16 protein-coding genes are annotated in these 20,623 nt (G+C 61.8%); 6 read left to right on the top strand and 10 right to left on the bottom strand.

What is annotated here, in order from left to right; translation table 11 throughout:
- Positions 1-137: 137 nt before the first annotated feature.
- Both PSH94_RS00690 and PSH94_RS00685 read right to left on the bottom strand, forming a co-directional pair.
- Positions 138-383, bottom strand: coding sequence for a DUF2789 domain-containing protein (locus PSH94_RS00690; RefSeq protein ID WP_253509901.1), 246 nt, complete (start codon positions 381-383; stop codon positions 138-140).
- 33 nt (positions 384-416) lie between these two features.
- Positions 417-2,027, bottom strand: a complete 1,611-nt coding sequence (locus tag PSH94_RS00685; protein WP_305436097.1) for a glycosyltransferase family 39 protein — start codon at positions 2,025-2,027, stop codon at positions 417-419.
- Positions 2,028-2,219: 192 nt separating this feature from the next.
- On the opposite strand from PSH94_RS00685, the gene PSH94_RS00680 reads away from it, so the two are divergent.
- Positions 2,220-4,391, top strand: coding sequence for an outer membrane assembly lipoprotein YfiO (locus PSH94_RS00680; RefSeq protein ID WP_181081769.1), 2,172 nt, complete (start codon positions 2,220-2,222; stop codon positions 4,389-4,391).
- Positions 4,388-5,092, top strand: coding sequence for a DUF3142 domain-containing protein (locus PSH94_RS00675; RefSeq protein WP_181081770.1), 705 nt, complete (start codon positions 4,388-4,390; stop codon positions 5,090-5,092). Before PSH94_RS00680 ends, PSH94_RS00675 begins: the two co-directional genes overlap by 4 nt.
- Before the next feature lie 8 nt (positions 5,093-5,100).
- On the opposite strand, the gene PSH94_RS00670 is transcribed toward PSH94_RS00675, so the two are convergent.
- The 8 genes from PSH94_RS00670 to PSH94_RS00635 form a co-directional block, all read right to left on the bottom strand.
- A complete protein-coding gene (locus PSH94_RS00670; protein WP_181081771.1) occupies positions 5,101-6,546 on the bottom strand; it encodes an efflux transporter outer membrane subunit in 1,446 nt (481 codons plus the stop codon).
- Positions 6,543-7,601: an HlyD family secretion protein gene (locus tag PSH94_RS00665; protein ID WP_181081772.1), complete on the bottom strand. Its 1,059-nt coding sequence runs from the start codon at positions 7,599-7,601 to the stop codon at positions 6,543-6,545. Before PSH94_RS00665 ends, PSH94_RS00670 begins: the two co-directional genes overlap by 4 nt.
- A gap of 15 nt (positions 7,602-7,616) precedes the next feature.
- Positions 7,617-9,152 (bottom strand): MFS transporter, encoded by a 1,536-nt coding sequence (locus PSH94_RS00660; RefSeq protein WP_305436096.1) that lies wholly within the window; start codon positions 9,150-9,152, stop codon positions 7,617-7,619.
- A gap of 358 nt (positions 9,153-9,510) precedes the next feature.
- The gene (locus PSH94_RS00655) at positions 9,511-10,431 is read right to left on the bottom strand and encodes a LysR family transcriptional regulator (protein ID WP_253509897.1); all 921 of its coding nucleotides are present in this window, start codon (positions 10,429-10,431) and stop codon (positions 9,511-9,513) included.
- Between the two features lie 60 nt (positions 10,432-10,491).
- Positions 10,492-11,340 carry an ABC transporter permease gene (locus tag PSH94_RS00650; protein ID WP_253509896.1) on the bottom strand — a complete coding sequence of 283 codons (849 nt, stop codon included), beginning with the start codon at positions 11,338-11,340 and terminating at the stop codon, positions 10,492-10,494.
- 10 nt (positions 11,341-11,350) lie between these two features.
- Complete coding sequence (locus PSH94_RS00645; RefSeq protein ID WP_266245330.1) at positions 11,351-12,202, bottom strand: ABC transporter ATP-binding protein; 852 nt, start codon at positions 12,200-12,202, stop codon at positions 11,351-11,353.
- 1 nt (position 12,203) lies between these two features.
- Positions 12,204-13,229: an ABC transporter substrate-binding protein gene (locus PSH94_RS00640; RefSeq protein ID WP_253509895.1), complete on the bottom strand. Its 1,026-nt coding sequence runs from the start codon at positions 13,227-13,229 to the stop codon at positions 12,204-12,206.
- A gap of 13 nt (positions 13,230-13,242) precedes the next feature.
- Complete coding sequence (locus tag PSH94_RS00635) at positions 13,243-14,136, bottom strand: TauD/TfdA family dioxygenase (protein WP_305436091.1); 894 nt, start codon at positions 14,134-14,136, stop codon at positions 13,243-13,245.
- Positions 14,137-14,447: 311 nt separating this feature from the next.
- Here PSH94_RS00635 and PSH94_RS00630 point away from each other — a divergent pair, with 311 nt between their 5' ends.
- From PSH94_RS00630 to PSH94_RS00615, 4 genes are all read left to right on the top strand, one after another.
- On the top strand, positions 14,448-15,158 hold the full coding sequence (locus PSH94_RS00630) for a GntR family transcriptional regulator (RefSeq protein WP_181081779.1): 711 nt from the start codon (positions 14,448-14,450) through the stop codon (positions 15,156-15,158).
- 381 nt (positions 15,159-15,539) lie between these two features.
- Positions 15,540-16,298 carry a DUF3050 domain-containing protein gene (locus PSH94_RS00625; RefSeq protein WP_181081780.1) on the top strand — a complete coding sequence of 253 codons (759 nt, stop codon included), beginning with the start codon at positions 15,540-15,542 and terminating at the stop codon, positions 16,296-16,298.
- Positions 16,295-17,242 carry a diiron oxygenase gene (locus tag PSH94_RS00620; protein ID WP_305436089.1) on the top strand — a complete coding sequence of 316 codons (948 nt, stop codon included), beginning with the start codon at positions 16,295-16,297 and terminating at the stop codon, positions 17,240-17,242. Before PSH94_RS00625 ends, PSH94_RS00620 begins: the two co-directional genes overlap by 4 nt.
- A complete protein-coding gene (locus PSH94_RS00615) occupies positions 17,239-20,610 on the top strand; it encodes an amino acid adenylation domain-containing protein (RefSeq protein WP_305436088.1) in 3,372 nt (1,123 codons plus the stop codon). The genes PSH94_RS00620 and PSH94_RS00615 overlap by 4 nt, the downstream gene beginning before the upstream one ends.
- Positions 20,611-20,623 lie beyond the last annotated feature (13 nt).

Raw genomic sequence — 20,623 nt, 5'->3', positions numbered from 1 at the left:
ACGTTCGCTCCACGGTGGCGCAACAATGCAGAGAGCCCACGCCGTTGAAATCCGCCAGTGGATGTTGGCGATTTGAGCCCAGATTTTTTTACCACTCACCTTTTTTTTTACAAAACCACAATTTCCAAAAGATTTTTTTACACCCCTCGGCCATCGCGCAACATCAGATTCAACGCATCCACTACTTCCGCCCAATCGGCGTCGTCCAGTATTTCCTCACGCAAAAACGCTTTCTGGCTCTGCGTCCAGAAAAACGCATCTGCCAATTTCAGATCCGGCTTGAGTGGCGAGTGGGCGGTCACAAACCGCTCAATGCTGACCGGGTCATGCTCCAGGCCAAGTTGTTTGAACAACGATGGCAAGCTGTGCACGGGCGATTCCATGATGGGTTCCTTAAACAAGGTCGTTAACTGAGTCTAGCGGCAGCTTTCGGGTTGCGGTTGCGGCACAGCGCACAGCACAAACAAGCGCGCCCTGGCGCCGCCGCCATCCTGGCGACTCAGCTCGCGCCAGCCCACGGGCAGCGGCGCAAACTCGTCCGGTGCATCGTTGCTGCTGATCAGCCAGACGCGGCGAGTGTCGGCGGGCAGAGCCGACAGATGGTCGAGGTAAATGCGCCCGCCGTCCTGGTCGACCAGGGTGCCGAAGCCGTACGCGTTCGGCCGGGTCGGCGTGCCGTCGGGCTTGGGCGGGGTGTAGAGCTGCAGCTGAGCATCGGTCTGGTCGTAATACACGTAACTGAGGTACCACATCATGTCGCTGAGGATGATGCGGTCGTCTTCTTGATAGTGCTGGTTAACGAATTCCACCGGCACGTTGAATTGGTCACGCTCATCCACTGTGTAGTTGTTTTTGAGCCCTGCCAGCTCTGCGACGACGAACAGCACAAACAGCGCCGCCCCCAAAAGCGATAGCCGTGAGGGCAGGCGGTCAATGGCCATGGCAACCACGATGGGCAGACCCAAGGCATAGACGGTGAGGTAACGCTCGATAAACACGGGAGAAATAAAAGACACCCCGTACACCAGCAACACCGGGAGCAGGAAAAACAGCCCCAGCAGAACGGCCGGCCGGCCGGGCTCGCGATCCAGCCATCCAGTGACCACCACGACAGCTGCCAGCACCAACGGGAAAGCCCAGAATAAAGGGCGCCAGAGTTCAAGGCCTTCGTCCTGCAGCAGGAACTGCCAGATCATCGACGGCAGCGACAGCATGTCCACCGGCTCTTCCCAGCCTATGTCACCTCCCACCTTGAGCTGGTCGACGTGTTGCACCAGGTCCAGCAGGTTCGGTAGCCAAGGCAGGTACACCAGCACAATGGCCGCGTTGGCCGCCCACCACGCCGGGCGCATAAGCAGACGCTCGCCACTGGATTGCCTTGCGCTCACCACCCCCAGATAAGCCCAGTGCACCAGCACACACAGCGCAGTGAAGTAATGGGTATAGAAACCGGCGCTCATCAGCAGTGCGTACAGCACCAGGTAACGTGCGCGCGTGGGCTGGCGAACCCAATACGCCAGTGCCAGGGTGGCGCCTAACAGCCACACGCCGAGCAGCGAATACATGCGCACTTCCTGGCTGTAGCGCACGGCCGTGGGCAACAGCGCCAGCATGACACCGGCCAGCAACGCGGCGCGGCGGGTGGACAGTTGTCGCGTGAGCCACACGCCCAGGCCCACGGCAATGACGCCGGGCAGCACGCTCATGCTGCGTATCGAGGCGATGCTGTCACCGAAGCACTCGATCCAACCGCGCAGCATGAAAAAGTACAGCGGCGGGTGCACGTCATGGGCGGCATGAAACCAAAGGTCGTCCAGTGCGTACTCGCTCAGGAGCAGACTCGAACCTTCATCCCCCCAGATCGCGGCGGCGGTCAGGTTGTACAGCCTCAGCGCCACGGCGAATGCGATGACGGGCACCCACCACAGATGACTGAGCCCCACAACGCGCTGCCAACCCGACGCGTACTGACTGATGGAACCCCACGCACTCGTTTTTTCGTACGGTTCTGATACCGACCGACGCATACCGCCTCCGCGACTACTGCCCCACTGCAGGACAACTACTGCGCATGCGCATTTGCCGCCACTTTAGGTCAAAAGCCTGCGAATCGCTTCAGTAATCGGACAAATCGGCAATTTGTGTAGGCCTTCACCTTAGTGATCGTAAGATCACGTTATTATTGCTGTCCTCCCAGCACCCAGGATCAAGGACACCTCATGCGCATCGGTTTTTTGTCACCTCTGGCACTCGCCCTGCTGGCTGCCACTTCCCTGCAGGCCCAGGCCAGCTCCGACGACTCGTGTTACCCCGACTGGCGCATTACCCGTGACACCCTGGACCCGTGCAGCAACCAGCCGTTCCTCAACCCCGGCAACGACAGCCGGGTCAACCTGCGCCTGCTGTTGGCCGACAAAAAAAACACCGCCCTGACCCCCAACGCCCTGAGCGAAGATGACCTGGCCGAGGGTTTTGGTCCGGTGCCATTCCCGGTGTATCGCCTGACGCTGCGCGGCAGCTCGGAAACCGAGCCGGATGACGGCGGCGACAGTTCGTCGACTGCCGAACTCGACAATCTGTTGCAGCCCCTGGGCATCAAGCGCGAGGACTACACCACCGCCGGCGAGGCGTTTGTTACAGGTGAAGGCAGCCGCTGCCGCAGCAACGACGATGACAGCGCCACCGCGTTTGTGCGTCAGGCGGTCAAGGCCGACATGCCGGCCGCCGAGCGCGAACTGCTGGTCAAGGCGCGCCTGCAACTGCTCACCACCTGCGAGTGGGATGGCCCGGTCGTGGCGAATGCCCAGCAACTGCAATCGACCGACGGCCAGCAGCTGTACACCTACCTGCAAGCCGCCGCCGACTTTTACAGTGGCCGGTTTGCCGAAGCCGAGCGCGGTTTCAGCGCCGCCCGCAGCAGCGCCCTGCCCTGGCTCAAGGAAGCCGCCCTGTACATGACCGCGCGCACTGCGCTGAACCAGGCCCAGGCCGATACTTACGACGCCGACGGCGTGCCGAATCTGCAGCGTGTGGATAAGTCGGCGCTGGCCAACGCCGAACAGGCCTTCGACAGCTACCTGAGCACTTACCCACAGGGCGACTACAGCGCTTCGGCGCGCGGTCTGCTGCGTCGCGTCTACTGGTTGGCCGACGACGGCGGCAAACTCGCCGAGGCCTATGCCTGGAGCCTGACGCAGGCCAGCGACGCGCAGCGCAACGTGTCCGAGGATGAGTTGGTGGAAGAAGCTGACCTCAAGTTACTGATGGTCAACAGCCAGCCGGTGAAAACGCCGATGATCCAGCTGGTCAGCGACCTGATGGTGATGCGCGGCGGCAACCAGCCGACCCTTTCCCGCGCAGACTTGGAAAAGCAAAAAGCCCTGTTTGCCAGCGAGCCCGAACTCTACGATTACCTGCTGGCGGTGTGCGCGCTGTACATCGAGCATCAGCCGGATGCCGCTTTGAAGCAGCTGCCGCAAAGCGTGCCGTCCAGCCTGAATTACTTCGCCTTCAGCCAGCAGACCCTGCGCGCCCTGGCGCTGGAAGCCAAGCAGGACTGGAAAGGCGCAGAGGCACTGTGGCTGCAACTGCTGCCGCTGGCCAAATTGCCGTTGCAGCGTGATCAACTGGAGCTGGCCCTGGCGATGAACTACGAGCGCAGCGGCCAGCTGGCCAAGGTATTTGCCGCCGACTCGCCAATCAGCGCCAAGCAGGTGCGTTACATCCTGCTGCGCAATAACGCAGGACCCGAGCTGCTGCGCCAGCAGATCGCCCAGGCCAGCGATCCGGTGGAGCGCCAGACTGCGCAATTCGTATTGCTCTACAAAGACCTGCTGCGCGGCCAGTTCGCTACCTTTGCCGAGGACTTCAAGCAACTGCCGACCCCGGCGCCCGAAGACAAGCTGAGCAGCAGCCTGGGTTATGTGTACAGCGAAGGCCAGACATTGAAGCTGTTCCAGTGGAACGGCGAACAAGCCGCCTCCGGCTACACCTGCCCGGCCATCGCGCAAACCGCCGCGACCCTGCAAACCGAGGCCAGGAACCCCCAGGCCCTGAACTGCCTCGGCGAGTTCATCCTGCGCAATAACCTGGACAGCATGCCGCTGGAACAGGCGCGCACCGCCGGCAGCCTGGGCAGCACTGCATCGGAGTTCAAAGGAGCGACGTTCTCGCGGCTCGACGGTTACAAGCAGGTGATCAGCGACGCCAAGGCCCCGAAGACTGACAAGGCCTATGCCCTGTTCCGCGCCATCAACTGCTATGCCCCGGCCGGTTATAACAGCTGCGGCGGACAGGACGTTGAGCCGGCCGTGCGTAAAGCCTGGTTCCGCCAGCTCAAAAGCGGCTACGCCGACACCCAGTGGGGCAAATCGCTGCAGTACTACTGGTGAGGCACCTGTGGCTAGGCTTGCTGCTGCTGGCAAGCCCGGCCCTCGGCGCCGTCGACGCCCACGACTATGACGCCTTCTGGCTGTGGAGTGGCGTCGCTGCGCAACCGGTGCTCAAGCAGGCCAAGACCCTGTACATCCTTCAGGGTCAGATCAACGCCTCCCGCCGCGCGCCCCAGCGCGGTGTGCAATTGATCGCCCAAGGCATGAGCGTGCCGCGCCTGACCCAGGGCGAAGTCTGGGTGGTGTACCGCGCCCATACCCTGCGCTGGCCCGAAACGGTCTACACCCGCCTGCTCGGCCAGGTGCAACGCTGGCGCGACGCGGGCAACCCGGTGGTGGGCATCCAGATCGACTTCGACGCCCGCACCCAATACCTGCACGAATACGCCGACTTCCTGCGCGACCTGCGCCAACGCCTGCCCGCCGACCTGCAGCTGAGCATCACCGGCCTGATGGACTGGAGCAGCAACGCCGACCCGGCCGCCATCGCCCAGCTCAAAGGCGTGGTGGATGAAGTGGTGGTGCAGACCTATCAAGGCCGCCACAGCATCCCGGATTACGCCGCGTACTTGCCGCGGATGAATCGGCTGGGGCTGCCATTCAAGATCGGCTTGATTCAGGGCGGTGAATGGCAGGCGCCGGGGTATTTGCAGGGCAATGAGTGGTTTCGGGGGTATGTGGTGTTTTTGCGCAATCCCTGAATACTCGGCTAAGGCACGGTCGCCTGCAGCGGATACACCGACTCCCACCCTCCTCCCAATGCCTTGTACAACCCAACCATGGCCAGCGACACGCCGGTGGAACTCTCCACCCATTGCTCTTGCGTCGCCAGCAACGCGCTCTGCACGGTGAGCACGTTGACGAAGTCCACCACGCCCTCGACGTATTGATGCTGCGCGGTAGTGAGGGCGATCTGGTTCTGGCGCACGGCTTCGGCCAGGCTGTCGCGGCGCAGTTGGCTGGCGTTGTAGCGGGTCAGTTGATCGTCGATTTCATGCCAGGCGCGCAAAACGGTTTGCTGGTAGGCGATTGCCGCTTCCTGTTGCTGGGCTTCGCGCAGCTCGAGCATGCCTTGCAGGCGCCCGCCATTGAACAGCGGCAGGCTCAGCTGTGGGCCGAAGGCAAAGGCGCGTGATCCCCACGAACCGAAATCCGACAGTTGCATGGCCTGGGAGCCGAGGCTGCCGGACAAGGTGATGCGCGGGTAAAAATCGCCCTTGGCCACGCCGATGCTGGCGGTGGCGGCATGCAACCGTGCCTCGGCCTGGCGGATATCGGGGCGACGTTCGGCCAATTCAGACGGCAGGCCGATGGCGACCTGGCGCTGGGCCTGTGGCACGCCGGCGTCCTTGGACAATTGTGCGTGCAGTGCTTGCGGCGGCTCGCCCACCAGCAGGCTCAGGGCGTTGATCAACTGGTCCTGGCGCTGCTGCAGGTCGGGCAGGCGCGCTTCGATGGCAGCGACTTGGGCGGCCGCTTCGGCCACATCCAGGTCGGTCGCCACGCCGTCGGCCAGGCGCAATTGCGAGAGCTTGAGACTGTGCCGCGCCACGTCGAGGTTTTGCTCGGTGACAGCGCGGGTATTCTGCACGCCGCGCAGTTGGATGTAGTCCTGGGCGGTTTCAGCCAGCACCGACAGCAGCACGGCGCGGCGGTCGTTCTCCGCGACTTGCAGCGTGGCGTCGGCCGCTTCGGTTTCGCGTTTGATGCGGCCCCAGAAGTCCAGCTCCCAGGCGGCGGAAAATCCGACATCCCATTGGTTGAACGCGGCGCGGCCGTTTTCGCCGGACGGGTCGTTGAGGCCTTTGGCGCTGTTGCGTTTGCGCTGGTAGGCGCCGGTGGCGTTGGCGCTGGGGTAACGCTCGGCGGTGGTTACCTGGCGCACCGCACGGCTTTGTTGCAGACGGCTGCTGGCCAGTTTCAAGTCGAGGTTATCGCTGAGGGCGCGCCGGGTCAGGGCCGACAATTGCGCGTCGTGGAACACGTCCCACCAACGCTCCTGCAACGGATCGCTGACGGCATGGCTGGCAGCCTGACGGCCTTGGGGTTCGGTCCACTGCGCGGGCTGCGCGCTTTGGGGGCGCTGGAAGTCCGGGCCGACGGTGCAGGCGCTCAGGCTGACGAGGCCGAGGGTGAGCCAGGCGAGGTGTCTCATTGCTGGGCCACCTCGCGCTGTGGTGCTGCGGCTTGGGTGTCGACGCTGGCTTCCACCGACATACCGACCCGCAGACGCTCGGTCAGCGGCTGATTGGGCTCAAGCACGATCTTCACCGGAACACGCTGCACGACTTTGGTGAAGTTGCCGGTGGCGTTGTCCGGTTTGATCGAGGCGAAGGTCACTCCGGTGGCGGGCGCCAGGCTTTCCAGGTGGCCGTTGAGCACTTCACCGTCGAGGCTGTCGACGCGCACCTGCACAGCCTGACCGGCATGCATGTGGGACAGCTGGGTTTCCTGGAAATTGGCCACCACATACGCCTCGGCCAACGGCACCACCGCCAGCAACTTGCTGCCCGGTGTCACGTAGGCACCGACCCGCACAGCGCGCTCACCGACCATGCCATCCACCGGCGCGACGATGCGTGTGTAGGACAGTTGATAACTGGCCATTTCCAGCGCCGCCTGGGCGCGTTTGAGCCCGCCCTCGGCGGCATCGCGCCGGGCCATGAGGATTTCCACCTGTTTGCGCTCGGCCGCCAGCACGGCCGTGGCCTTGGCCAGGCGAGCGGTGGCCTGGTCGATGCGGGTCTTGGCCTGCTGGGCGTTCTGCACGGTGCCGGCGCCGACACCGGCCAGATGGTTGTAGCGGTTCAGTTCGTGTTCGGCGAAGGCCACTTCGGCGCGATCCGCCGCCACCGTGGCCTGAGCTTGGGCGATCACCGAGGTTTGCCGCTCCAGTGTCGCGGTGGCGTTTTTCAGTTGGGCTTGGGCCACCAGTGTGTCGGCATCGGCGGCCTGAGCGGCAGCGCGAAAATCGCGGTCGTCGATCAGCGCCAGCAGTTGCCCGGCTTTGACGCGCTGGTTGTCTTCGACCAGCACTTGCTTGATAAAACCGGCCACGCGCGGTGCGACCAGGGTGAAGTCGGCGGCGACGAAGGCGTCGTTGGTGGTCTGCTGCCGGCTGCCCAACAGGCCAGGCGCGGCCAGGTACACCAGCACACCGACGGCGAACAGGGCGATTACGGACACGGCAACTTTGTCTTTGCGTTTCATGGGGAGTCCTTTGAACTAGGTCGGTGCGCGCGGCGGAAAGATCCGCGTGGGCATCCAGAAAATCAGCAGGATCAGAGCCGCCGCGACCGCAGCCATGACGTAGTACAGATCCGACGAGGTGAGCACCACGGCCTGTTCGTGCAGGCGGTGCGCCAGGCCCGGTGCATCGGCGTCGGCCAGCGGCGAGTTGCCGAGGCCGTCTACCAGTGTGCTCGAGTGGAAATGCACGCGGCGGGTGGTCAGCACCTCCAGCACACCGGTGGCGATCACGGCGGCCAGGCCTTTGACGGTGTTGAACCAGGCCGAGGCGAACGGCCCTTCCACCGGTTGGATACTGCCGGTGGAGAGCATTAATAACGGCAACACGGCCATGGGTTGCCCGAAGATCTGCAGCAGGTACAGCACGTAGAAGTCGTCGCGGATCCACGCCGATGTCAGATGTGCGCTGCCCACGCAGGACAGCACCAGCAGGCCCAGGCCCGTGCCCAACACCCAGCGGCAATCGACCCAGCGCAGGTTGCACAGCGCCGCCACCAACGGCAGTGCGATCAATTGCGGCAGCGCCATCAGCAGCATCAGCGGTGCGGTTTGCAGTGGCCGGTAACCCTGCACCTGGGCGAGAAAACTCGACGGAATGAGGATCACCGAGGTCAGCACCATCAGCACGCCCGCCAACACGATCAAGGCAAACGCGAGGTTGCGCAGGCCCAGCATCTGCAGCTTGAAAAACGGCAGCGGATGCGACCATTCGTTAAACAGGAACAACACCATCAACAGGCTGCCACCACTGAGCAGGAAGGTGATCAGACCGGACTCGAACCAGTCCAGGCGATTGCCTTGCAGCACGCCGATGACCAGCATGCAGATCGCCGGGAAGCCCAGCAGCAGGCCGCGCCAGTTGAACTGCTTGAAACGCTCCAGGCGCAACGGGTCCTGCGGTAACCCGTAAGCCACGGCAACCATCGCCAGCAGGCACGGTGCGACGATTTGCCAGAACGCCCACTGCCAGCCGACGTATTCGGTCCACAGCGCCGCCAGCGGCGTGCCCAGGCTCGGGCCGAAGGTGGCGGTGAGTGCGTAGCCGGCCAGGCCGTACAGCTTGACGTTCGCCGGCAGGAAGCGCAGCGCTACGGTCATCAGCATCGGCGGCAATGCACCGCCGGCCAGGCCTTGTACGGTGCGCAACAGCAGCAGGCTTTTGTAGTCGGGCGCAAAGGGGCAAAGGATGCCCAGCACCGTGAACAAACCGATGGCGCACAGCGTGAAGCGGCGCAGCGAGAACGTCACCGCACACCACGGCGCGAAAGCCATGGCCGCCACAGAGGTGGCGGTATAAGCGGCGACCAGCCAAGTGCCTTCGTCAAAGCCGATGTACAGCGCACCGCGGATATCAGCAAGGGCAATCTTGGTGACCATCTCGTTGAGACCGGACACCAGCACCGCCAGCAATACGCCGACCAGGCCGACGATGATGCGCGGGCCGAATACGGGCGGGGTAATGGCGGTGGGTTGGGCTGCAGCCGCGAGGGTGGGGGCAGCGAGGGAACTCATGAACAGGTAACTCGGCGTAGGAAATACCCGAGCAGTTTAATCAGACTAAAACATGACAAAAAGTTACTTGTCGGCAGCTTATAAGTGCGCTGAACGCAATCCTTGATCCGACAAAAATCTCCAGGTGGGAAGGGGTTTGCTCTCGACGCTGTAAGACAGGCATAGATTTTTCATCTGATCGACCGCTATCGGGGGCAAGCCCCCTCCCACATTTTGAGCCGGTTCTTTCAGTTAATACTGAGGAGGGGGTTTGGATTCGCATACTGGCTCTGGTTTTTTAGTCATTACCCCTCTCGCCTTAACTGACTGGCATTAGGGCAAGCGCCTTCCCACATTTTGACCCTGCATGATTTGGAGGTCAGGTGGGTTGCGCTTCCAGCCAGGTGGCGTGGCAGCTTTCGCGCAGGGTCTCGCGTAGCCATTTGTGCGCCGGATCGTTGTCGAAGCGCGGGTGCCAGGACTGGGCCAGCACCAGTGTCGGCAAGGAGATGGGCAGCGGGAAGGCGCGCAGCGGCAGCTTCAACCGGTTGGCGCTGTAGAGCGCTTCCTTGGGCACCGGCAGCAGCAGGTCGGAGTCGGGCAGCATGAACATTGCGCCGTGAAAACCCGGCGCGATCATCGCCACGCGGCGCTCCAGGCCTTGGGCATTGAGCGCGGTATCGATCGGACCACGGGCAATGCCGCGCCGCGAGATGCTGATATGGGAATAGCTGGCGAAGCGTGCGGCGGTGATGTCGTCATCGAACAGCGGGTGGTCTTGCCGCGCCAGGCCCACGAAGGTGGTGGAGAACAGGTTCTGGACTTTCACTTCAGGGCTGGCCGGCATGGTGTTGCTCACGCGCAGGTCCAGTCGCCCTTCGCGCAGTGCTTCGTCGTCGGTGTCGCCTTCGGGCACGAAACACAGCTCGCACAGCGGCGCCATGCGCTCCATGGTGTCGAACAGGCGACCGCCGTACACCCCGATAAAAAAGTCATTGGCTCGCACGCTGAAACGGCGGCGCAGGGTACTCAGGTCCACTTGGTCGGCCGAGCGAAACAGCAGCGCCGCCTGCTCGACCACGTTGCGCACCTGATCCTGCAACTGCAAGGCCTTGGGTGTCGGCACCAGGCCGCGCCCGGCACGCACCAGGATCGGGTCGCCCACCGCTTCACGTATGCGCGTGAGGGTACGGCTCATGGCCGCAGGGCTGAGGTTCATGCGGCGCGCGGCGCCGACCACACTGCCTTCATCGAGCAAGGCGTCGAGGGCGACCAGCAGGTTCATGTCCGGTAGTTGCATGCCAAGCACTCATAAGCAGTGGGGAGTGAACTGGGCGCAATCGTAACAGGGATGGGTCTTTCAGCGCTGCATACCCCAACGCTTCACGGTAAGACGTTCGAAGGTATCGAACACTAGGTTCTCCACCAGCAGGCCGATCAGGATGACCACCGCCAGCCCGGCAAATACCTTGTCGGTGTACAGCTCGTTGCGGTTCTGGAAGATGTACCAGCCCAGGCCGCCTTTGCCGCTGGTGGCGCCGAACACCAACTCGGCGGCGATCAACGTGCGCCAGGCGAAGGCCCAGCCGATTTTCAGGCCTGCCAGAATGGACGGCAGCGCCGCCGGGATCAGGATAAACAGTACAAAGCGAATGCCTTTGAGGCCATAGTTGCGACCGGCCATGCGCAGGGTTTCGGACACGCCCAGGAACCCCGAATAGGTGTTGAGCGCCAGCGCCCACAACACCGAATGCACCAGCACAAAGATCAGGCTGTTCTGGCCCAGGCCAAACCACAGCAGCGCCAGCGGCAGTAGGGCAATGGCCGGCAATGGGTTGAACATCGAGGTCAGTGTGCTGAGCAGGTCGCGGCCCAGTTGCGTCGACACCGCCAGGGTAGTCAAGGCGAACGCCAGCACAATGCCGATCAGATAGCCCTTGATCAGCACCGCCAGCGAGATGCTGACTTTGCCGAGCAGTTCCCCGCTGAGCAGCCCCTCGTAGAACGCGTGAAAGGTCTGCACAACACTCGGCAGCAACAAGTCGTTGTCCTGGTAGCGCGCAACGGCTTCCCAGAGGACGGCGAGCACGAGCAGGATCAGGCCTTTGCGCAACCAGCCCTGTTGCCACAGGCGCTGGCGCAGCGGCAGTACTCGCTCCACCGGCACGCTGAGCAACGGCTCAAGGGTAATTTCATATTCCTGGCGCATGGGCAGCCCCTTAGTAAGCGATGCGGATATCGGCAAAATCCAGCTCGGGTTCCGCCTCGGTGGCTTCGTCGAACAACAGCCGATGAATCCGTCGCGCCGAGGCCTGAAAGTCGGCACCGCCGAGGCTGTGCAGATCATATTGGTGACTGTGGATTTCCGCGCGCACGCGCCCGGGATGCGGTGACAGCAACAGGATGCGATTGCCCACCACCAGCGCCTCCTCGATGGAGTGCGTGACGAACAGCAAGGTGAAGCGCACCTCCTCCCAGAGCAACAACAGCTCTTCCTGCATCTTGCGCCGAGTCAGCGCATCGAGGGCGGCGAAGGGTTCGTCCATCAACAAAATTTTCGGTTGCATCGCCAGCGCACGGGCAATCGCCACGCGCGCCTTCATACCGCCGGACAGGGTGTGAGGGTACGCATCGGCAAAAGCGCTAAGGCCAACTTTGTCGAGGTAATGCCGCGCACGGTCTTCGGCTTCGGCGCGCTTGCAGGTATTCGACGCCAGCAGCGGGAACATCACGTTCTGTTTGACGGTTTTCCACGGCGGCAACTGGTCGAACTCCTGGAACACCACGATGCGGTCGGGGCCCGGTTGCTCGACTTTTTGCCCCAGCAGGCGAATCTCGCCTTCGCAAGGTTTGATAAACCCGGCGATGGCTTTGAGCAACGTGGATTTGCCGCAGCCGGACGGGCCGAGCAACACGTAGCGGTCGGCCGGGTCGATCTCGAAGCTGACCTGGTGGGTGGCCCGTACCACGCGCTCGGCCGTGCGGTATTCCAGGCTGACGTTATCCACCGCCAGCAACGGCGCGCAGGGGGTCAGACTGCTGGCTGCGTGGCCTGGCAAAGGCGCGTTCATTTCAGCTTCCCTGCAGGGGTTTGGCGTCTTGGAAGAAGTAGTCCTGCCACGACTGCGGTTTGTGCTTGATAGCGCCGACGCGGTACAGGAACTCTGCCAGTGGGTAGGTGTTCTTCGGCGTGACGCTGAATTCGAACTGTGGGTTGTCGATGATTTTAAGCAGCTCGGCGCGATCGATCCTGGCCTTGGTCACGCGCAGGTAAGTGTCGGCCGCCGCGCCTTTGTCGTTCTGGGCGAACTGTGCGGCTTCGGTCAAAGCGTCGACGAACGCTTTGTAAGTCTTGGGGTTGTCGTTGCGGAATTTTTCGGTGGCGAACAGCACGGTCGGCGAGTTCGGGCCCAGCAGGTCGTAGGTGTTGAGCACCACGTGCACGTTGGGGTTGGCCAGGGCTTGCTCCTGGAACGGCGGGTTGGAAAAGTGCCCGGTCAGTTCGGTGCCGCCGGCGATCAACGCTGCAGTGGCGTCGGGATGCGGAACTGCGACGGTGTACTTGTCGAGGCGGTTGAAATCCTGGTCGCCCCACAGCTTAGCGGCGGCGTATTGAAGGAAGCGCGACTGCACCGACACACCGACTGCCGGAACCGCGATGCGGTCCTGGTCGGTAAAATCGGCGATGGTCTTGACCTTGGGGTTGTTGCTGACCAGGTAGTACGGAAAGTTACCCAGGGACGCGACGGCTTTGACGTTCTGCTTGCCGTGGGTGCGGTCCCAGATGGTCAACAACGGGCCGACGCCGGCCCCGGCGATGTCGATGGAACCGGAGAGCAATGCGTCGTTGACTGCCGCGCCGCCGGACAGCTGGGTCCAGTCGACCTTGATGTCGATGCCTTCCTGCTTGCCGTATTTTTCAATCAGATGCTGGTCGCGTACCACGTTGAGCAGCAGGTAGACGATGCCGAACTGTTCGGCGATGCGGATCTCGCCTTCGGCGTGCGCCACCGATGGGGCCGCGAGGCTGCCGACCAACAGGCTGAAACCCAGGCCGACGCTGGCGGCCAGTCGTGCAAATGGAAGGTGTCTGGACATGGTCGTGCTCCGATCAGAAAGGCGCGTCGCCCTGGATGGTGGTGCGAAACAGCTTGCGGCGCAGATGGCTTGGGCAACCGGCGGCCAGGTGGATCAGCGAGCGGTTGTCCCAGAACACCAGGTCGTGGGGCTGCCATTGATGGCGGTAGATGTTGTGCGCCAACACGCTGTGGGCGTAGAGCTGCGCTAGCAGGTCGCGACTTTCGTCCTCCGGCAACCCGACGATGCGCGTGGTGAACCCCTCACTGACAAACAGCGCCTTGCGGCCGCTTTCCGGGTGCGTACGTACGATGGGGTGCACCACTTCGGCGACTTGCGCCAGCTGCTCGGGCGTCAGGGTCGGGCGCCAGTTGCCTTCGAATTTGGTTTCGCTGTAACGCGCCGTGTAGGAGTGCGCGGCGCGGCGGCCTTCGACCGCCGTGCGCAGATGCGCGGGCAACTGATCCCAGGCTTTGTGCATGTCTGCGAACAGCGTGTCGCCGCCCTCACTCGGCAGCTCCTGGGCGTGCAGCATCGAGCCGAGACTGGGCAGCTCTTTATAGGACAGGTCCGAGTGCCAGAATTTGCCGGCGTCTCCGAGGCCAATGGCCTGGCCGTTTTCGATGATATTGGAGACGATCAGGATTTCCGGATGATTGGCCAGCAGGAACTGCTTGAGCACGTGGATTTGCAGCACGCCAAAGCGCCGGCTGAAAGCGATCTGCTGCTGGGGAGTGATGCGTTGGTCGCGAAACACCACCACGTGGTGATCCAGATGCGCGCGGTGGATGCGCGCGAAGTCGCGGTCGTTGACGGGCCGGGATAAGTCCAGGCCAACCACCTCGGCGCCGACGCTGCCGGGAAGCGCACGAATTTCAAACGTTTGAAGGTGAGTAGCCTCGGATGCAACGGTAGAGACGGTGGACATGTGTTCACTCCCGGTCAGTCAGGAACTGAACTTTATAGGCATAAGAACTTCAATTTAAATACTAATAAAGAATAACCATATGCGTGAAACTGACGGCAAGCACCAGGAAGTTCGCCGCCGAATCGTCCGAGCCTGGACGAGTTCGGCACCTGCTGTAAGACGTTATCAAACCCTGTCGTGAGCCCGCAGAGCGCCGTGTTGATACGCTTACAAGCCGAAACCGTGCATGTTTGACAAGCCTGGGAGCAGCCTCTAGTGTGCATTGGATCCAATTAGCCATCATCCATTTCAGCAAGGAGGGCAGCGTAACCGTGACGCAGAAGCCGACACCTTTGAACAGCATCAAGATCAGCGGTCCCATCCCCGCCCACCTTGCCCGCTCTGTGATTGAAGAAACCCTGCGCAATGCGATACTCGATGGCCGCCTGCCTTGCGGGACGGCCATGCGCCAGCAGGAACTGGCCAGCCTCTTCGGGGTCAGCCGCATGCCGGTGCGCGAAGCTTTGCGTCAGCTGGAGGCCCAATCGCTGTTGCATGTAGTCACTCACAAGGGCGCCGTGGTTGCCCCCTTGATCGAAGACAATTCGGCCGAAACCTATGAGCTGCGGATGTTGCTGGAATCCGAAGCGCTGCGCTTGTCGATTCCCTGGCTGACCGAGGCTGATATCGCCAATGCTGACGGGCTCATTCGTGCGCTGGAGCAGGAAAAGGACTACACCGAGATTGGCCGACTCAATCGCTTGTTTCACATGGCCCTGTACAGCAAAGCGCCTAATCAGCGGCTGCTGAAACTGGTGGAACATGGCCTGAATGAGGAAGAGCGCTTCCTGCGTTTCAACCTGGAGGCCATGGGACTGGGTCAGACGTCCCAGGAGGACCACCGCGAGCTGTTGAACCTGGTGGCGCAGAAGAAGATCCAGGAAAGCATTTTGACCCTGCGCAATCACCTGATGCGCGGGATGGAAGTGATCTCTACCTACCTTGATGGCCTTGGCAAGGCCGAGCGAAACAACCCGCACTAAAACCGCGTGCACCCTGCCCCTTGAGCGAGGCAGGGCTACCTGATCCTGCGCAATTTCCCCATTAAATAAACAGGGCACATTCGCTTTGGCTTAATAACCAAGCCGAGGCTGCCTGCTTGTGTGCGGAAACTTTCCCACTTTCAAAAACCAACTTACTGACAGCCCATATTATTTGGAAAAACATCTAACACATTTATATGCTCGTCAAACTGTTTAACCTGACTATCATCTTCGCCATCAAACCAGACACCTTATCCATCGGTGCATTCGGGCAGGTTACAAGGCGCGTGCCGAGCCTGATTTAAATCTCTTATCGCTTTGCCGATCACAAAAGCTCATCGCTGTATTCACAGCAGACGCAACAACTTATAGGCAGCAACCATGCATCAACTTTTACTTGAACAAAAAAAGCAGCAGTTATGCGCTCATCCGCTCTTCAAACAAATAACATCTCTAAACAAGTTACAACTTTTCATGGAGAGCCATGTATTTGCTGTCTGGGACTTCATGACCATCACCAAACGGCTGCAACGGGAGTTGACGTGTACTCAACTGCCCTGGCTGCCACCTGCCAACCCGCAGGCAGCTCGCCTGATCAATGAAATCGTGCTGGCGGAAGAGTCCGACACACACCCGCGCGACGGTCATTGCAGCCACTTCGAGCTGTATCTGGAGGCAATGTGCGAAATCGGCGCCAACGCCAACGCGATCAACCGTTTCATGGCCCTGCTACGCCAGGGTGTGGCGCCGATCACAGCGTTGCATGAGGCTAAAGCCCCCTCGGGCGCCAGGCGCTTTGTCAGCGACACGCTGCGCGTGGCGTTGAACGCGCCGACTCACTGTGTCGCGGCGGTATTTCTTCATGGTCGCGAGCGTGTAATCCCCAGCATGTTCGAGCGCCTGCTGCTGGCCGACGCGCTGATTGAGGACCGCGCGCCCATCTTATGTGCCTACCTCAGACGCCATATCGAGCTGGACGCCCAGGATCACGCGCCGGCAGCAGAGCGCTTGCTCAGACAACTGACCGACGCACACCCGACGTATGCGCAGCAAGCCAACGAAACCGCGATCGTCGCGCTGGACAGCCGAATCACGTTCTGGGATGAGGTGCAGGTGTCGCTGCAGGAGGTACGTCCATGAACCTCGCCGGCTACCATTGCTTTGCCGACGATTGGGAACGCCGTGCAACCATTCGCACCCGCCCGCGACGTCTGCTGGAAAACGACAATAAGCTGATCTTTCCAGTGTGCCGCCAGCCATTGGTGCTCAGCGCGACGTTCGTTGAACACTGCCCGCAGTGGCGCGAATTCGTACTGGTGCAAAGCTTCTATAAATTCATCAATGACGTGGTGATCTTCGAAACCGAAATCGTCGATAAAACCGCGCGCGCCATCGCCAAGAATCGCTTCTCGCTGCCCTTCCCGCTCGCCTGTCGCGTGGACGCGATGACCGTAGTAGTGGACGAGGATTACCACGCTCTGGTCGCGCTGGACTTCCTGCAACAGACCGTGGCGCTGACGGGCATTGCCCCCCTCGATCTGCCCTCGCACATTGAACTGAGCCGCGCGTTGCCGGCGGCGCAGGCACAGGCACCGGCTCACCTGCGCGACGCCGTGGAGCTGATTGGCGTGGCCATCGCCGAAAATACCGTGACCCACGATGTGGCGGCGTTTTCCAAGGACAGCAGCGTCAAGGGCGCCATCCGCGGCATGATGGCCGACCACCTGTTTGACGAAGGTCGGCACGCCCGGTTCTGGACCAGCCTGGTCCGCCTGTATTGGCAAGCGGCGAGCGCACAGGACCGGGATGCTATCGCGCATGTTCTGCCGACGTTTCTAGGGCACTACCTGACCCATGAGCTGCAGAAAAATTTCGACCTGCACCTGATCGACCACCTCGACATCAGCCCGAACGTGCGCAATGCGCTGCGTGATGACGTCAGGGCGCTGGCGTTTCCCATCCATCGCCAGCACCCCTTGATGAGCAATATCCTCGGTTTCCTGCAGAACAGCGGCCTGTTGCAGACGCCGAGTGTGGCGGACGCGTTGAACGCCTTCGCGCCGGGCCCCTGGGGGCTGGCATGAGGCGCCTGACCATCGGCTGGCGCGGCACCAGCACGGCCCTGGCGGCCACCAGGCGGGTATTGGAGGAGTACGGGCACGCCTCGGCCGACGAAGCCATTGACCTATGGATTGAAGATGGCAGCTCATCGCAGCCCCTGGATGGCGGTGACGCGGCCTGCATCCTGCTACGCATGGGCGTTGGTCCGATCACCGAAAGCGGGCTGCCGGTACTGCAATTGCGCGCTTATGACCGTGGGCACCGGCTGGTGGCCATGTTGGATGTCGTCGACGAGCCCAGCGGAAACGGCCAACGGCAGCGTCAACAGGTGACCCATGCACTGGTCGAATGGGTGGCGCTGTTGGTCAGCGGTTTTTCGCGGGACCCCGCCTACTTCTCACCGACCGCAGCCACCAACGACTGGCCCGAACAAGGCCTGCAGGAGCTTGAGGCATTGGCGTTCCTGCATCGATTCAACCGCACGGCAAACCCCGAAGTGATGCAGCGGGCGCAAGTGGTCATGATTGACCGAATACAAGCCAGCCTGCAGGCCTTCGCCGAGCGGCCGGCATTGAATATCGCCGGCACCACGGTGACTTACCGTGAATTGCATCTTCGCGCTCTGGCGATCCAACAACGCTTGCGCCCTGTGCTGCAGCCCTTTGAAGCGCCTGCGGTTGTGGGCGTCTGCCTGGAAAAATCCCTGGATCTTTATGCCAGTATTCTTGCTGTGCTCGGCAGTGGTGCGGTGTACCTGCCACTGGAGCCAGACCAACCCGCGCAACGTCATCAGGCCATGCTCGAAGGCGCCCGGGCCGTCGTATTGCTGGATGCTGGTCAACATCCATTGCGCGAGCGTTTTACTGCGTTGGATGTCAGCACTGTAGAGTCAGTCGACGGTGGGCCCGCACTGATGTGCCATCAACCATGCCTGGATGCGCCGTGCATGGTGCTCTATACCTCGGGCACCACGGGCCTACCCAAAGGCGTTGTGTTGAGCGAGGGCAACCTGGCGCATTTCGCAGCCTGGTTCGGGTCGTGCATGGCGCTGGATGAGCACTGCCGCGTGCTGCAGTTTTCGCCACTGAGTTTCGACTCGTCGCTGATCGATATTTTCCCTGCCCTGATAGCGGGTGCCGAGTTGATCGTCCCCAGCCAGGCGCAACGGCGTGATCCGGTGCAACTACTGGCGCTGCTGCGCCGGCAGCGTATTACTCACGCATTCCTGCCGCCCGCGCTGCTTAGTATCCTGCCACTGGAGCAACCGCTGGGCCTGACACATCTGCTGACCGGCGGCGACGTCTGTGAACCTCATGTCATCGAGCAACTGGCCGGGCAGTGCCAGTTCCACAACCTGTATGGCCCTACCGAAATCACGGTGCTGGCCACTCACCGCACGTTCGTCCAGAGCGACAGTAATCGCAACCTCGGCCGCCCTATTGCCAATAGCCGGGTGCTGATCCTCGATGAACATTTGCAGCCGGTGGATGAACATGTAACGGGCGATGTGTATATCGTCGGCCCTGGGGTAAGCCTGGGTTACGTCAATGTACCGCAGCAGAACGATGGACCGTTTGTCGACCTGCCCATGCCGGGAGGCCAGGTAACGCGAGCCTATCGCAGCGGTGATCTGGCGCAGTGGACGCCCGACGGGATCCTGCTGGTCGGGCGACGCGATGACCAGGTGAAAATCCGTGGGTTCCGGGTGGAGCCTCAGGAAATCGAACACTGTTTGCGCAGCGGCCGGCTGTATCGCCAGGTTGCCGTGGCGATCGACCGTGACCACCGAATCTGCGCATTTGTCGCGCAGCCCGAACCGGACGCTACGCTAGAAACCGTGAAGCAGCATGCGCGGCAATGGTTGCCGGATTACATGCAGCCGGGAATATGGGTCGAGCTGCCAGGATTGCCCTGTTCCAGCAATGGGAAAGTCGACAGGCAGGCGCTGCTCGCATTGCCGGGGCGGTCAGGCAGGCAGGTCAACGGCGGCGTGACGCCGACATCGCTTCAAGCACGAGTGGCGCAATTGTGGGGCGGGGTGCTGGAGGTACCCGCCGCGCAGTTGTCGGTCGATGCCAGCTTCTTCGACCTGGGCGGTCACTCGATTTTGCTGTCGACGCTGTTGCTGCGCGTACGCGAAGAGTTTGGCCGCAGTTTCGCGTTGAGCCAGTTCATTGAAGTGCCCACGATCCGCACGCTCGCCATGTTGATGCAAGAGGGAGAGCGGCCTGACGCCTCCTGTGGCCAGGCCGTTCGGGATGCGCAACGTGAGTGGCGCGTGAAAACCTTGCCCGAGCGGCTTGGGGGCAATCCGAAGAAGGTCGTGGTCACAGGGGCCAATAGCTTTGTGGGCGTTCATATTGTCGAAGCGCTTCTGGCCGGCGGGGCGGCCCAAGTGGCGTGTCTGGTACGCGAACAGCCGGGGCAGTGCGCAGCGGCGCGGTTCAGTCAGGCACTGCGCGACTACCGCCTCGACCACCTGGACCTTGGCCGGGTGCGGGTATTGGCCGCCGACATCAGCCAACCTCGATTGGGGTTGGCCGACGCAGTGTATGACGAGCTTGCGAGGGAGTTCGGCGTACTGGTGCACAACGCGGCGCAGGTCAACCATGTGATGGACTACGCCTCACTGGCCAGGGACAACGTCGAACCCATCTTCGAATGCCTGCGTCTATGCGAGACCCACTGCAAGAAGGTGTTCAATTTTGTCTCGACGCTTTCAGCCGCCAGCTGCATCGATACCCAGGGCCATGTGCTGGAAGCTCAGGCCGGTGCCGCGCCGCCGCTGTTCATCAAGAATGGCTACAACCTGTCCAAGTGGACGGCTGAACGGCTGTTGGGGCGTGCGATCGAGCAAGGTGCATGGGTCAACATCCTTCGTCCGGGCAACGTCAGTTTCAACAGCCGCACCGGCGTTTGCCAACCGCAAAAAAATCGCTTGATGCTGATGCTCAAGGGGTCGCTGCAGTTAGGCCTGTTGCCCCGCTTGGAACTGGATTTCGACCTGATGCCGGTGGACTTCCTGGCGCGCTTCATCGCGTTCCATTGCATGAGCTTTCACGCCAATAGCTGCGTGTTCAACCTGCATAACCCACAGCCGTTGAGTTGGGAGCGCTACTTGGATGAATTAAGCCGGGTGGGGGGCGGATTCGAGCGGGTATGCGTTGCGCAATGGCAACAAGCCCTGCGCACGGTGAGCCAGGACAACGCAATGTTTGGGGTACTCGGGTTTTACCTTGATCGCCTGGATGATGACATTGGAGATACCAAGATGATTGTGCATGACAATGCCCGACGGGGTGTTGAGCAGATGGGCGAGCACTATCCGGAAAAAGACCCGGCGCTGTTGAACAAAGGCTTTGAGTACCTCAAGGCCATTGGCTTTCTTTGAACCGTTCCAGGAC

Origin of the sequence: Pseudomonas sp. FP2254 (assembly GCF_030687695.1) — a bacterium.
GTDB lineage: Bacteria > Pseudomonadota > Gammaproteobacteria > Pseudomonadales > Pseudomonadaceae > Aquipseudomonas > Aquipseudomonas quebecensis.
Note: the sequence above shows the minus strand (reverse complement) of the source record. Positions and strands in the feature narration are given on the sequence as shown.

What these genes read in the sequence shown, in the direction of transcription:
- PSH94_RS00655 (WP_253509897.1), bottom strand. Translation starts at nt 10,431, where the DNA reads ATGCAACTACCGGACATGAACCTGCTGGTCGCCCTCGACGCCTTGCTC.
- PSH94_RS00615 (WP_305436088.1), top strand. Translation starts at nt 17,239, where the DNA reads ATGAGGCGCCTGACCATCGGCTGGCGCGGCACCAGCACGGCCCTGGCG.
- PSH94_RS00640 (WP_253509895.1), bottom strand. Translation starts at nt 13,229, where the DNA reads ATGTCCAGACACCTTCCATTTGCACGACTGGCCGCCAGCGTCGGCCTG.
- PSH94_RS00660 (WP_305436096.1), bottom strand. Translation starts at nt 9,152, where the DNA reads ATGAGTTCCCTCGCTGCCCCCACCCTCGCGGCTGCAGCCCAACCCACC.
- PSH94_RS00665 (WP_181081772.1), bottom strand. Translation starts at nt 7,601, where the DNA reads ATGAAACGCAAAGACAAAGTTGCCGTGTCCGTAATCGCCCTGTTCGCC.
- PSH94_RS00670 (WP_181081771.1), bottom strand. Translation starts at nt 6,546, where the DNA reads ATGAGACACCTCGCCTGGCTCACCCTCGGCCTCGTCAGCCTGAGCGCC.
- PSH94_RS00690 (WP_253509901.1), bottom strand. Translation starts at nt 383, where the DNA reads ATGGAATCGCCCGTGCACAGCTTGCCATCGTTGTTCAAACAACTTGGC.
- PSH94_RS00685 (WP_305436097.1), bottom strand. Translation starts at nt 2,027, where the DNA reads ATGCGTCGGTCGGTATCAGAACCGTACGAAAAAACGAGTGCGTGGGGT.
- PSH94_RS00625 (WP_181081780.1), top strand. Translation starts at nt 15,540, where the DNA reads ATGCATCAACTTTTACTTGAACAAAAAAAGCAGCAGTTATGCGCTCAT.
- PSH94_RS00620 (WP_305436089.1), top strand. Translation starts at nt 16,295, where the DNA reads ATGAACCTCGCCGGCTACCATTGCTTTGCCGACGATTGGGAACGCCGT.
- PSH94_RS00680 (WP_181081769.1), top strand. Translation starts at nt 2,220, where the DNA reads ATGCGCATCGGTTTTTTGTCACCTCTGGCACTCGCCCTGCTGGCTGCC.
- PSH94_RS00650 (WP_253509896.1), bottom strand. Translation starts at nt 11,340, where the DNA reads ATGCGCCAGGAATATGAAATTACCCTTGAGCCGTTGCTCAGCGTGCCG.
- PSH94_RS00635 (WP_305436091.1), bottom strand. Translation starts at nt 14,136, where the DNA reads ATGTCCACCGTCTCTACCGTTGCATCCGAGGCTACTCACCTTCAAACG.
- PSH94_RS00645 (WP_266245330.1), bottom strand. Translation starts at nt 12,202, where the DNA reads ATGAACGCGCCTTTGCCAGGCCACGCAGCCAGCAGTCTGACCCCCTGC.